This is a genomic window from Streptomyces sp. NPDC059679 (assembly GCF_042734105.1).
Lineage (GTDB): Bacteria > Actinomycetota > Actinomycetes > Streptomycetales > Streptomycetaceae > Streptomyces.
The window spans coordinates 72,575-84,999 of record NZ_JBHWES010000031.1 but is presented as its reverse complement, the minus strand read 5'-3'; the positions used below and the strand labels follow the sequence as shown (position 1 = coordinate 84,999).

Below are 12,425 nucleotides of genomic sequence, written 5' to 3'. Positions count from 1 at the left end.
GCTACTCCTTCACACAGGGACGGGAAGGGTGCTGCTGGGCGGGCCCGGCGTGCAGGGCGTGGCCCAGCAGGTCGTGGATCTCGGCGGCGGCCGCCTCGAGCGGGGCGGTGCTCCGCTCGGCCCGGCACATGATCACGGCGCCTTCCACCGCCGCGATGATGAACGCGGCCAGCCGCCTCCCCCGCGCTTCGGGCAGACCGTGCCGGACGAGCAGCGCGGCCAGCGCCTCCTGCCAGCGGGCGAAGACCGCGGCAGCGGAGCGGGCGAGTTGCGGGGCGTCGTCATTGGTCTCCACGGCCACCGCCACGATGGGGCAGCCGGCCCGGAAGCCGCTCTCGACGAGCCGGTCACGCCACAGCGCGAAGAACGAGTCGACCGCCGCGAGCGGGTCATCAGCCTCGGCGGCGGTCTCGATCAGACCGGCGATGAAGTCACCGGCGAGCGTCACCGCCTCGTCGATCAGCTGCGCCCGCCCGCCGGGAAAGTGGTGGTAGACGGAGCCGCGCGGGGCTCCGCTGTGGGCGAGGACCCGATCTATGCTCGTGGCACCGGCGCCGTACTCACGCAGCAGCTCCGCCGCGCTCAGCACCATCCGGTCACGGCTGTCGCTCCTGCGCCGGCTCACGCCGCCGGCCGCGCCACTACCAGCGTTGTCACCGTCCCGCCGCATGCAGGTGCCTTCCCGCAGATCTCACTACCTGGCGGTAACTTATGCTGTATGGCATAGAACATGCAAGGAGACCGCTCCAGGTGTCTTTCCGAGTGGCGGGGAACATCAGCCGGGCCGAGAGAAGCGCCAATCCCAAGCTGCCCCACACAAGACCGCCCCGCAGCCACCTCATACCGCCCTCCCAATCCCGCGGGGGCCCGAAGGCCAGCCAGAGGGCGACGGCGATGCCGATCAGCAGAATCGCGATACCGGCCAGGCGGCTCACTGCAGGACTCATGCGCCCACTGTCTCCTCCGTTCCTCCCGCCCATCAACCGAAAATCGGGACGCCACGTCTCCGTCAACAGGCGGGCGGGCAAGGCGAGTTCAGCGGGGCTACGCGGCGGACACCGCCTCCCGTATCGCCTTCGCGGTGGACGCCGGGTCGTAGCCCTCGGGGAGACCGGGGACCAGGATGATGTCGCCCTCGATGTGGCGCGAGCGCAGCGGGGCGATCTCCTGGTACGCGGGCGAGTCCCACCAGGTCCGCGCCTCGGCGATCCCCGGGAAGCCGATCACCACGACATGCCCGGGCCAGCCGCCCTCCTTCACCTCGTGCTGTGTGCCGTGCACGAGGAACCGGCCGCCGTACGGCTCGAATGTGGCGGTGATGCGCTCCATGTACTCGGCGATCTCCGGGTGCGGGGCGGCCTCCCGCAGATGACCTATGACGTAGGCAGACATGGGTGGCGTCCTTCCGGTCGATGGCGCCGTGGGGGCTCCGTATGCCGACGATCGTGGCGCACGGGGGAGGTCGGGGTCGATGACCTGCCAGGTAATGGACCAGGTCATCAGCCGGGGCGTGGGCCCCGCTCTCAGGCCGCTTCGCCGCGCGGCCGGCCGCGGGTGGGGCGGGCCTTCCGGGCGTAGCGCCCCGGGGTGACGCCCACGAAGCGTTTGAAGTGCCGGGTCAGATGCGACTGGTCGTAGAAGCCGACCGCGGTCGCCACCTCCGCGGGCGGCCGGCCGTCGAGGAGCAGCCGCCGGGCGTGGTCGACCCGCCGGGCCATCAGGTACTGGTGCGGGGCGATGCCGAAGGCCGCGCTGAACGCCCGGACCAGGTGGGTGGGGTGGGCGTGCACCAGCTTGGCGGCGTCGTCCAGGGTCACGCCCTGCGACAGCCGCTCGTCGAGGAGTTCCCGCAGGCTGTGCGCCACGCCGAGGTCCGTTCTGGGTGGCGGGGCGGCGGCGGGCGGGGGCCGCAGGTGTCCGCGCAGCCGCTCGCCGATCAGGGCGAGGCGGCTCTCCGCTTCCAGTTCGTCGCCGCGCTGGGCCAGGGCCGCGTGCAGCTGTCCGATGCGTCGGCGCAGGAGGGGGTCGACCATGTCGGGGTGGTCCACCGCCGGGCCGATGAGCCCTTCGTCCAACTGGGACAGGTCCAGATAGACCACTCGCTTGCGGAAGCCCTGCGGGGTGGCGGGTGAGCCGTTGTGCGGCACCTGCGGGGGGAGCAGGGACACGGTGTCGTGCGGGGTGCCGCATTCGCGGCGGTTCAGGTCGTAGCGGACCGCGCCGTTGTCGACGATCAGCAGGGTCCATACGTCGTGGACGTGCATCGGGTACGCGTGCTCGGTGAAGTGGGCGTGGAAGACCTCGACGACGCCCGGGACCTGCGGGCGCCACGCGGATACGTCTTGCGGGGACACCATGCAAGAAACGTACAAGACGGTACGGCGGGGCGGTCGGCAGCCTCGAAGCATGACAAGCACGACGACTGAGACCACCCCCGTACGTTTCGATACGAAGATCGCCGTGGTGCTGCGGGACGATCTGCAGCCCTGGCAGCGGCTGAACGTGACCGCGTTCCTGGTCAGCGGCCTGGGCTCGGAGCTGCCCGAGGTGATCGGCGAACCGTATGCCGACGCCGACGGCACCCCGTATCTGCCGATGTTCCGCCAGCCCGTCCTGGTCTTCGAGGGGACGAAGGAGACGCTGACCGCGGCGCACGCCCGTGCCCTGTCCCGCGCGCTCCCCCAGGCGGTGTTCACCTCCGACCTCTTCACCACCGGCAACGACCGGGACAACCGCGCGGCGGTACGGGCCGTGCCGAAGGATCAGCTGGACCTGGTGGGGCTCGCCGTGTACGGGCCGCGGAACGCGGTCGACAAGGTCATCAAGGGCGCTCGGATGCACCCCTGAGCGCCGCGAACCAGACGCCCGTGGCGGCGCAGGCGACGGCCGCCATCAGGAAGGCCCAGAACGCCCCGGACGCCCCGGCCGCCCCGGCCGCGCTCTGCGGGGCGGCGCGGCACCGGCTGGCCGGCCACGCCCTGCGCCCGGCGGATCTCGCGGGGGAAAAGCTCCTGGTCAATGTGGCCCAGTGCTCCTTCAGGACGGCCGCCGACCACGTCCTCGGACCGGAAGTCGAACGGCTCGACGCCGGCGGCGTGCCCGAAGTGCGTGAGCTGCTGTACGCGGCCGGCGCGCTGCCTCGTACGGCCCCCCGTACGACCCCTTAGTGCCGGACGGGGGGCAAGTCCTGCGTACCGTGACGCGGGTGGGAAATGTGTTTGGGGGCGGAGCCGCAAATCGGCTGGAGCCGGGAAGCGGCGGCGACAGCCTCTCCCTGTCCAACGGCGGTACGGACGTCTTCCTCGATGTCCTGACGCTCTCCGTCTCCGATGTCGCGCACGACGCCTGGGACTACCGCTTCGCCGCCTTCCTGACCCTGCAGGACCAGAACGTCATGGGGCGCGGGGCCGTCGGGTTCGACCTGGAGGAGATCGACTGGGGGGCTACGCCCGCCGCACGAGCACGGGCGAAGGATTTCGTGGTGCGCGTCGTCGACCTCGCCCTGCGTCGGCACCGCTGGGACGAGTTGGGGTACGAGCCGCCGTTCGCGGAGGGGTATCTACGGCGGTTCCGGGCCATGGTCGAGGCGTTCGAGCCGAGCGACGCCGTACGCCGTGATGGCGGCGGCTTCCCCGGGCCCGGCGAGGCCGCGGTCGCCTCGTGCGTACCGCACCGCGTGCTGAGCGCCCTGCCGTACTGGGACGGCTGCCGCTTCTGTCAGTCAGCGGCGGGGCAGGAGCCATAGGCGGGTGGCCCCGGACCGAGAGAGGTGGGCTAACGTCACGCTCGTGCTCGACTTGTGCCGATTCTGCGGTGGCCCCGGTGTGGTCGGCCACTCGCGGCATACCCGCGCACCTAATCTGGTGCGGCGCACGCATTCGGGTGACGAGCGAGACAGTAGGGCGGGGAAAGAGGATGGGCCATGTCCCTGAACACCGGGGATCCTGACTTCATAGGCGGCTACACCCTGGTCGACCGGCTCGGCGCGGGCGGCATGGGCGTGGTGTATCTCGGGCGCTCGGCCTCGGGGCGGCATGTCGCGGTCAAGCTTGTGCACCAGCAGTACGCGCAGGACGAGGAGTTCCGGACGCGCTTCCGGCAGGAGGTCGCGGCGGCGCGCAAGGTGAGCGGGGCGTTCACCGCTCCCGTGGTGGACGCCGATCCGGATGCCGAACGGCCCTGGATGGCCACGCTGTACGTGCCCGGGCCGACCCTGAGCGAGGTCGTACGCAAACAAGGCCCGCTGGACGGGCGGAGCCTGCGGACGCTGGGGCTGGGGCTCGTCGAGGCGCTGCGCGATATCCACCAGGTCGGGGTGGTGCACCGGGATCTGAAACCCTCCAACATCCTGATGGCCGACGACGGGCCGCGCGTCATCGACTTCGGCATCTCGCGCGCCGCCGACAACCAGACGCTCACCGTCACCGTCGGGCGGGTGCTGGGCACCCCGCCCTTCATGTCGCCCGAGCAACTGCGCAGTCCCCGCGGGGTCACCGCGGCCTCGGACGTGTTCTCGCTGGGGTCGCTGCTGGTGTTCGCGGCCACGGGCGCCGCGCCGTTCGAGTCCGACAGCCCGTATGTGTCGGGCTATCAGGTGATGTACGAGCAGCCGACGCTGGCCGGCGTGCCCAGGCCGCTCGTGGCGATCGCCGAACGCTGCCTGGCCAAGGAGCCGACCGAGCGGCCCGACCTGGCCGAGCTGCACCGCATGCTGGACGCGCTGCCCGACTTCGCCGCCGCGGCCCCCTCGGCCACCGAACGGCCACACGCCCAAGGGCCGGTCCCCACCCACCTGGGGGCCAGTGCCGCAGGAGCCCCCGAAGCCCTGCCGCCCCAGCCGCCCGGCGAGCCCGCCGCCGGGCGGCGGCGCCGCGGGCGGCTGATCCTCACCGCCGTCGGCGCGGCCCTGGCGCTGGCCGGGCTGACCGTCGCGGCGGTGATGTTCGCGACGGACTCGCCCTCGCCGGACACGACGCAGCCCACGGCGTCCGCGCCGTCCGCGGCGCTGCCCAAGGGCTGGCGCCCCTGGCGCACATCGCTGAGCGTCACCACGTCCGGCCCCCAGCAGGGCTACCAGAAGTCCGGGTGTGTGTCCGACGCCTCCGACGCCACCACCGTGTACTGCGGCGGAACGGGCTTCACCGTCGCCGCGGTGGACGCAGCCACCGGTCGCATCCGGTGGCGGTGGGGCGACACCCCGCAGCAGGCGCGGCCGATCGGGGTGCGCGACGGGGTTGTCTACGCCTACCGGGAGACGGCGGAGCAGGGCCGGTACGTGGTGGCGCTGGACGCCGACACCAAGGAACCGCGGTGGGAGCAGCGGATGAGCGGGTCCGGATCGGCGGTCCTGTTCCCCGGCGGGGTGCTGACGCTGTCGGACGGGGAAGGGGAGTTCATCGCGTACGGGACGTCGGGTCGGCCGCTGTGGCGGTCGCCGGCGCTCGCGGGGAAGTTCTGCGATCCGACGGTACTGGGCGGCGTCCCGTACGCCCTGTGCTCACCCACCGACGACTCCGGCCTGTCCGAGGAGGGCCCGTACACCCTGCTGCGCCTCGACCCCGCGGACGGCACCCCGCGCGAACTCGCCACCCTCCCCAGGAAGTCGCTGCTCCTCGGCGCCTTCCACGACCAGCCCGTGTTCCTCGTGCCGCAGACCGCGAAAGACGTGTACGACGAGGGGTACGTGCGGCCGTACAACGCCCTGATCCGAGTGGACCCGCGCACCGGTGAGACCGAGCGGACCGCGCTGTCCCACACCATGTACGGCTCGGCCACCGTGCTGAACGGCGTCGTCTACTTCGTCCAGGACAACGGGACGGTCAGCGCCGTGTCCGCGGACACCGGCCGGAGGCTGTGGCGGAGGTCGACGGACATCGAGAGCCTGTCCGTGCCGGTGAGGTCCAAGAAGTACGGACAGCTGTACTTCTCCAACCGCTTCGGCCGGTTGCTGGCGCTGGACATCAGGACCGGGGCGCAGGCGTGGCGCGTCACCGCGCTGAACAACGTCGGGATCGGAGGGGTGGCCGTCCCGCCGAGCGTGATGCTCGTCAAGGACGAGATCGTGGCCACGGCCGGGTACACGGCGTTCTCCGTGCGCGCGGACCGGCCCTCGGCCCGGCCGCCGGACCAGCCGTCGACCCAGCGCTCGGCCCGGCCGTCCGCGTCCGGGCAGGTCACGTCCCCTGGTGCCACAGGCTGACGGCGAGGCCGAGACCGGCCAGGGCGATGACGATCCGCAGGGGTGTCTCGGGCAGCCGCCGTACGATCATGGGCCCCACCCAGCTGCCGACGAGGGCCCCGACGCCGAGCGCCACGGCGGCGCCCCAGTGCACGGGCGCGATGAAGGCGTAGGCGACCGCGGCAGTGATGTTCGCCGCGCCGGTGGCGATGTTCTTGACGGCGTTGGTGACCGGAAGCGGCTCACCGGCGGCGGCGGAGAGCGAGAGCACCGCCAGCATCAGCACGCCCGAGGCCGCGCCGAAATAGCCGCCGTACAGGCCGACCAGCAGGATCGCGCAGGCCATGGGGAGCGTGGGGCGGGCGGCTCGGCCGACCGGGCGCGACTTCGACTCCACCAGGCGGCGCAGCGGGTCGCGGACGAGGATCAGCACCGAGCCGAGCGCGATCAGCCATGGCACGACCGCCTCGAAGGCCGAGGACGGGGTGGAGAGCAGCAGCGCGGCCCCGACCGCGCCGCCGAGCGCGGCGAGGACGCCTAGACGCAGCAGGCGGTCGCGCTGGCCGCGCAGTTCGGCCCGGGACCCGGCCGCGGTGCCCACCGTGTTGGAGAACAGCGCCACCGTGTTGGTCACATTGGCGGCCACGGGCGGCAGACCGGCCGCGAGCAGGGCCGGATAGCTGAACAGCGAGGCCAGCCCGGCGATCGAGCCGGCGAGCCCTGAGGCCACGCCGGCCGACACCAGCAGTGCCGAGGACCCGATGCTCATCCGTCGCCACTCCTGCCCGCGCCTGTGCCCGTACCCATGTCCGTGTCCGCCGTCGGCTCATCCTCCAGACTCGCTGTCTCGTATGCAAGACGGTGTCCACATACTTAGACGCCAGGCATGCTCAGACAGCAGGGGGCACCTCCCAGCGGTAGCTGGGGGAAGGCTCGGGGCCCACGAGCTCGTCCAGGACATCCGTCATGGTGACGAAGCCGAGCACCGCACCGCCGTCGTCACCGGTCACCGCCGCCAGATGGGTGCCCGCGCCGCGCATCGCGGTGAGGGTGTCGTCCAACGGGGTGTCGGCCTGTACGCGGGTGACGGTGTGCAGGGCGGTGCGCGGGAAGGGCTTGTCCCGGTTGGTCGCCCCGAGGGTGTCCTTGATGTGCAGGTAGCCGAGCACCGCCCCGGCCGGGCCGATCACCGGCAGCCGGGAGTAGCCGGAGGCGGCCGCGGCGCGCTCCAGCTGGTCGGGGGTGACCTCGGGGCCGACGGTGACCATCTCGTCCAGCGGCACCAGGATGTCGCCCACCCGCCGGGTGCCCAGCTCCAGGGCGTCGCGCAGCCGCTCGCTGCCGGAGGGGTCCAGCAGCCCCGCGGCGCTGGAGTCCCGGACCAGCCGGATGAGCTCGTCGTCGGTGAAGACCGACTCGACCTCGTCCTTGGGCTCGACCTTCAGCAGCCGCAGCAGCGTGTTGGCGAAGGCGTTGATGCCGAAGACGACGGGGCGCAGCGCGCGGGTGACGGCCACCAGGGGCGGGCCGAGCAGCAGCGCGGTGCGCTCGGGGGCGGCGAGGGCGATGTTCTTGGGGACCATCTCGCCGATGAGCATGTGCAGATACGTCGCCGCGGTGAGGGCCAGCACGAAGGCGATCGGGTGCACCAGGCCGTCCGGGACGTGCACCGCGTCGAAGCCGGGCTCCAGCAGATGGGCGATGGCCGGTTCGGCGACCGCGCCCAGGACCAGCGAGGAGATGGTGATGCCCAGCTGGGCGGTGGCCAGCAGGGCGGACAGGTGCTCCAGCGCCCACAGCACGGTGCGGGCCCGCCGCGAACCCGCCTGGGCGGCGGGTTCGATCTGGCTGCGGCGCACCGAGATCAGGGCGAACTCGGCGCCGACGAAGAAGGCGTTGGTGAGCAGGGTGAGGGCGCCGATGGCCAGCTGTAGAACGGTCATCGGGCGTCCTCCTTCTCGATCGCGCGCTCGGCGGCGGGCCCGGTGGCGGGCCCGGTCATGGACTCGGACGTGGACTCGGCGGCGGGCTCCGTCGCGGACTCGGCGGCGGAGCGCGCCGGGGCGGTGATGGTGACGCGGTCGGCGCGGTGGTGGTCGACGTCGAGGACGGTCAGGTCCCAGCCGTCGAGATGGACGGTGTCGCCCTCCTCGGGGATGCGCCCCAGGCGGGTCGCGAGCAGCCCGGCCAGGGTCTCGTACGGGCCGTCGGGCGCGCCGAGACCGATACCGGCGAGCTCGTCGAGGCGGACGCCGCCGTCGGCCTCCCAGACGGCGCGGCCGTCGTCGGTGGGCGGCGCGGGCAGCAGGTCGGGGGGATCGAGGGGGTCGTGTTCGTCACGTACCTCGCCGATGACCTCCTCGACGACGTCCTCGACGGTGGCGACCCCGGCGGTGCCGCCGTACTCGTCGATGACCACGGCCATGACGCGCTCGGCGCGCAGCCGCTGCAGCAGCGTGGCGACGGGGAGGGTGTCGGGCACCAGCAGCGGCGGGGTGATCAGGTCGGTGACGGGGGTGGCCGCGCGCTTGGCGGCGTCCAGGGCGAGGACGTCGCGGATGTGGACGGTCCCGATGACCTCGTCCAGGCTGTCGCGGTAGACGGGGAAGCGGGACAGACCGGTGGCGAAGGTGAGATGGGCGGCGTCGACGGCGGTGGCATGGGACTCCAGCGCCTGGACGTCCACGCGCGGGGTCATCACGTTCTCAGCGGTCAGCTCGCCCAGGTGGAGGGTGCGCACGAACAGCTCCGCCGAGTCCGGCTCGATGGCCCCCTGCGCGGCCGAGTGGCGGGCGAGGGCCACCAGCTCCTCGGGGGTACGGGCGCCGGCCAGCTCCTCTGCGGGCTCCAGGCCGAGGCGGCGTACGAAGCGGTTGGCGGTGTTGTTGAGGTGGCGGATGAACGGCGAGAAGGCGGCGGTGAAGCCGCGCTGCGGGCCCGCGACCACCTTGGCCACGGCCAGCGGACGGGAGATCGCCCAGTTCTTGGGCACCAGCTCGCCGACCACCATCAGCACCACGGTGGACAGGGCCACGCCCAGCACCGTGGCCACCGAGGAGGCGGCAGCACCCAGCCCGACGGCCCGCAGCGGGCCGCGCAACAGCACAGCCAGGGAGGGCTCGGCCAGCATGCCGATCACCAGGGAGGTGACCGTGATGCCCAGTTGGGCCCCGGACAGCTGGAAGGTCAGCCGGCGGACGGCCGCCAGGGCGCCCTCGGCGCCGCGCTCGCCCGCCTCGACCGCGCGCTCCAGCTCACCGCGCTCGATGGTGGTGAGCGAGAACTCGGCGGCCACGAAGACCGCGCAGGCCAGGGTGAGCAGCAGCGCCAGCAGGAGCAGCAGGACCTCGGTCACCGTGCCACCCTCCGCTCATCGCTCGACTGCCGACGGGGGATGGCACGGCCGGTACTGGGAGGTTCGCCCATGGCGGGTCTACCGCTCCTTCTCATCGCTCGGGTTCATCGTCATGGCTCAGGTTCATCGCTCATTCAACGTAAAGAGATGGTAAAGCATTCCCGTCCGGGACTACGGTGGCCATCAGGCAGACCCACCCCGACCGCACCCTGCTAGTTTTTACACCACTGTAGAAACAACACACATACGGAGTTCTCATGGCCCTGTGGGATCGCATCAAGGATTCCGCCCAGACGATGCAGACCCAGCTCGTCGCGAAGAAGAACGACCTGAAGAGCGGTGCGTTCCGCGACGCGAGCATGGCGATGTGCGCCCTGGTCGCGGCGGCGGACGGCAGCGTCGACCCGTCCGAGCGGCAGCGCGTCGCCCAGCTCATCGCCACCAACGAGGTGCTGCAGAACTTCGCCGCGGACGATCTGCAGCGCCGCTTCAACGACTACCTCAACAAGATCACCGCCGACTTCGAGTTCGGCAAGGTCAGCCTGTTGCAGGAGATCGCCAAGGCGAAGAAGAAGCCCGCCGAGGCGCGGGCCGTCATCCAGATCGGCATCGTCATCGGCGGCGCCGACGGCAACTTCGACAAGACCGAGCAGGGCGTCGTCCGCGAGGCCTGCTTCGCTCTGGAGCTGCCGCCGGCCGAGTTCGACCTGTAAACAGACGGTCCGCCCGTTACAGCGGGGTGGCCGCCTGCAGGACGAGGAACAGCGCCACCGCCGCGTTCGCCGAGGACAGCGCGGACGCGGCGGTGCCGGCGGCCGCGATCCAGGCGGCCAGACCGGCCGCCGTGGCCACGGGCGGCCACCAGCGCGCGGGCGGCACCGGCCCCAGCAGCGCGGCCACCCGCCGCGGCACCGGCCCGGGGGCGGCGAATCCGGCCAGCGTGGGGGCGGGTGTGCCGCGCGAGACCAGCGCCGCCTTGCCGACCGCCCGTGCCGTCACCCTGCGGTCCCCGACCTCCCCGGCCGCCTCCTCGTCCGCCCATCGCTCCGCGCAGTAGGCCACCGCGGCGCGCAGCGCGTGCAGCAGGGGGTTCGCCCGCGCCGCCAGCTGGGCCACCAGCAGATAGCGATGGTGCCGCCCGGCCAGATGCGCCTGCTCATGGGCGATCAGCGCCTGCCGTTCGCGGGCGTTCAGACAGTCCAGCATCGCGGTGGAGACGACGATCCGCCCCCGCGCCCGGCACCCGCCCGGCCCGCCGGGCAGGGCGTACGCATACGCCTTGCCGTCGGGCAGCACCGCGACCGGCGAGTCCGGCATGCCGGCCAGCGCCGCCTGGGCCCGCCGCCGCACCGTCACATGCCGCACCAGGGTCGCCGCACAACCGGTGGCCACCACGGCCAGCGCGCCGATCGCGGCCTTCCCGGCCACCTCGTCGTACGGCACCGCCGCCCGCACCTCGGGGTCGGACCAGCCGTCCGGGAGCGGATTGCCCGGCAGCTGGGCCGTGCCGACGACGACCAGCAGGCCCAGACAGAGCGTCGAGCACAGCGCGAGCACGCCCCCGACGAACGACAGCAGGCGGGTGGCGGCGCGCGGATGCAGATGCTGCTCGGCCAGGCGCGCGATCGGCAGCGCCGTCAGCGGCAGCACCAGGGGGAGGAAGACGAACACACCCATGGGTCAGTCCTCCGGCTCCCCCGCCGCCTCGCTCAGCAGATCGCGCAGCAGCCGCTCGTCGTCCGCCGACAGCCCGGTCACAAAGCTCGCCAGCACGGCCTCCCGGTCGTCCTGGCCATCCAGCACCCGGCGCATCCGCAGCGCGGCCAGGCCCGCCTCGTTGGCCTCGGCCCGCCATACGAACGACCGGCCCACCCGCTCCCGTGCCACCGCCTGCTTGGTGTGCAGCCGCGACAGGATCGTCATCACCGTCGTATACGCCAGGTCGCCCTCAAGCCGCTCCTGCACCCAGGCCGCCGTGACCGGGCCGCCCGCCCGGCACAGCAGATCCAGGACCTGCGCCTCCAGCTCGCCCTGCCCGCGCCGACGGGAACGCGGGCGCGGACCGCCCTCGTCCGGGTTCAAGGGGTCGTGCCTCACCGTCCGTCTCCCTCCGCCAGGCCGCACCGCGCGGGCGACGCGCCACGCGCGACCGGCCGCCACAGGACCGTACCGCCTCCGCGGCCCCACATCGCCCTCCCATTTCTTCTACAGTGCTGTAGATTTTTCCTCCGGGCCCGGCAACCAGCACACCGAACACAGGAGGAGATCGTGGGAGTTTCCCTGTCCAAAGGCGGCAACGTCTCGCTCAGCAAGGAGGCACCGGGCCTGACCGCGGTCCTGGTCGGCCTCGGCTGGGACGTACGGACCACGACGGGCACCGACTACGACCTCGACGCCAGCGCCCTGCTCTGCGACGAAGCCGGGAAGGTCCCCTCCAACCAGCACTTCGTCTTCTACAACAACCTGAAGAGCCCCGACGGCTCGGTCGAGCACACCGGCGACAACCTCACCGGCGAGGGCGACGGCGACGACGAGTCCATCAAGGTCAACCTCGCCGCCGTGCCCGCCGAGATCACCAAGATCGTCTTCCCGGTCTCCATCCACGACGCCGAATCCCGCGGCCAGAGCTTCGGCCAGGTCCGCAACGCCTTCATCCGCGTCGTCAACCAGGCCGACGGCAATGAGCTCGCCCGCTACGACCTCAGCGAGGACGCCGCGTCCGAGACCGCCATGGTCTTCGGCGAGCTCTACCGCCACGGCGCGGAGTGGAAGTTCCGCGCGGTCGGCCAGGGCTACGCCTCCGGCCTGGCGGGCATCGCCTCCGACTACGGGGTCGGAGTCTGACGTCCCCGCCACCACCGCCGCCGCTGCCGGGCACGGGCCGGGCCCTTG

At 72.2% G+C, this 12,425-nt stretch carries 14 protein-coding genes; 6 read left to right on the top strand and 8 right to left on the bottom strand.

All coding sequences use genetic code 11. From position 1 onward, the window contains the following. Position 1: 1 nt before the first annotated feature. The 3 genes from ACFV2X_RS29590 to ACFV2X_RS29580 all read right to left on the bottom strand — a co-directional run bounded on the left by ACFV2X_RS29590 (position 2) and on the right by ACFV2X_RS29580 (position 2,357). On the bottom strand, positions 2-670 hold the full coding sequence (locus ACFV2X_RS29590; protein ID WP_385622108.1) for a TetR/AcrR family transcriptional regulator: 669 nt from the start codon (positions 668-670) through the stop codon (positions 2-4). 374 nt (positions 671-1,044) lie between these two features. Continuing rightward, complete coding sequence (locus tag ACFV2X_RS29585) at positions 1,045-1,392, bottom strand: DUF1330 domain-containing protein (protein ID WP_385622105.1); 348 nt, start codon at positions 1,390-1,392, stop codon at positions 1,045-1,047. A 131-nt stretch (positions 1,393-1,523) separates the two neighbouring features. Then, positions 1,524-2,357, bottom strand: a complete 834-nt coding sequence (locus tag ACFV2X_RS29580) for an AraC family transcriptional regulator (RefSeq protein ID WP_385622103.1) — start codon at positions 2,355-2,357, stop codon at positions 1,524-1,526. A 49-nt stretch (positions 2,358-2,406) separates the two neighbouring features. Here ACFV2X_RS29580 and ACFV2X_RS29575 point away from each other — a divergent pair, with 49 nt between their 5' ends. From ACFV2X_RS29575 to ACFV2X_RS29560, 4 genes are all read left to right on the top strand, one after another. Further along, positions 2,407-2,847, top strand: coding sequence for a DUF2000 family protein (locus tag ACFV2X_RS29575; RefSeq protein ID WP_385622101.1), 441 nt, complete (start codon positions 2,407-2,409; stop codon positions 2,845-2,847). Positions 2,848-2,867: 20 nt separating this feature from the next. Then, a complete protein-coding gene (locus ACFV2X_RS29570; RefSeq protein ID WP_385622100.1) occupies positions 2,868-3,167 on the top strand; it encodes a hypothetical protein in 300 nt (99 codons plus the stop codon). A gap of 38 nt (positions 3,168-3,205) precedes the next feature. Continuing rightward, positions 3,206-3,745: a hypothetical protein gene (locus ACFV2X_RS29565; protein WP_385622097.1), complete on the top strand. Its 540-nt coding sequence runs from the start codon at positions 3,206-3,208 to the stop codon at positions 3,743-3,745. Positions 3,746-3,922: 177 nt separating this feature from the next. After that, positions 3,923-6,199 carry a serine/threonine-protein kinase gene (locus tag ACFV2X_RS29560; protein ID WP_385622095.1) on the top strand — a complete coding sequence of 759 codons (2,277 nt, stop codon included), beginning with the start codon at positions 3,923-3,925 and terminating at the stop codon, positions 6,197-6,199. On the opposite strand, the gene ACFV2X_RS29555 is transcribed toward ACFV2X_RS29560, so the two are convergent. From ACFV2X_RS29555 to ACFV2X_RS29545, 3 genes are all read right to left on the bottom strand, one after another. Then, complete coding sequence (locus tag ACFV2X_RS29555; protein ID WP_385622093.1) at positions 6,174-6,947, bottom strand: sulfite exporter TauE/SafE family protein; 774 nt, start codon at positions 6,945-6,947, stop codon at positions 6,174-6,176. The genes ACFV2X_RS29560 and ACFV2X_RS29555 overlap by 26 nt on opposite strands. A 121-nt stretch (positions 6,948-7,068) precedes the next feature. After that, entirely contained in the window at positions 7,069-8,121 is a 1,053-nt protein-coding gene (locus tag ACFV2X_RS29550; RefSeq protein WP_385622091.1) for a hemolysin family protein, read from the bottom strand. Next, a complete protein-coding gene (locus tag ACFV2X_RS29545; RefSeq protein WP_385622089.1) occupies positions 8,118-9,533 on the bottom strand; it encodes a hemolysin family protein in 1,416 nt (471 codons plus the stop codon). Before ACFV2X_RS29545 ends, ACFV2X_RS29550 begins: the two co-directional genes overlap by 4 nt. A gap of 257 nt (positions 9,534-9,790) precedes the next feature. Between ACFV2X_RS29545 and ACFV2X_RS29540 the strand changes: the two genes are divergently transcribed. Beyond that, entirely contained in the window at positions 9,791-10,246 is a 456-nt protein-coding gene (locus ACFV2X_RS29540; RefSeq protein ID WP_014178179.1) for a tellurite resistance TerB family protein, read from the top strand. A 16-nt stretch (positions 10,247-10,262) separates the two neighbouring features. On the opposite strand, the gene ACFV2X_RS29535 is transcribed toward ACFV2X_RS29540, so the two are convergent. Beyond that, positions 10,263-11,210 (bottom strand): M56 family metallopeptidase, encoded by a 948-nt coding sequence (locus ACFV2X_RS29535; protein ID WP_385622086.1) that lies wholly within the window; start codon positions 11,208-11,210, stop codon positions 10,263-10,265. Between the two features lie 3 nt (positions 11,211-11,213). Beyond that, positions 11,214-11,615 carry a BlaI/MecI/CopY family transcriptional regulator gene (locus ACFV2X_RS29530; RefSeq protein WP_385622208.1) on the bottom strand — a complete coding sequence of 134 codons (402 nt, stop codon included), beginning with the start codon at positions 11,613-11,615 and terminating at the stop codon, positions 11,214-11,216. A 186-nt stretch (positions 11,616-11,801) separates the two neighbouring features. On the opposite strand from ACFV2X_RS29530, the gene ACFV2X_RS29525 reads away from it, so the two are divergent. After that, positions 11,802-12,377 carry a TerD family protein gene (locus tag ACFV2X_RS29525; protein ID WP_385622084.1) on the top strand — a complete coding sequence of 192 codons (576 nt, stop codon included), beginning with the start codon at positions 11,802-11,804 and terminating at the stop codon, positions 12,375-12,377. Positions 12,378-12,425 lie beyond the last annotated feature (48 nt).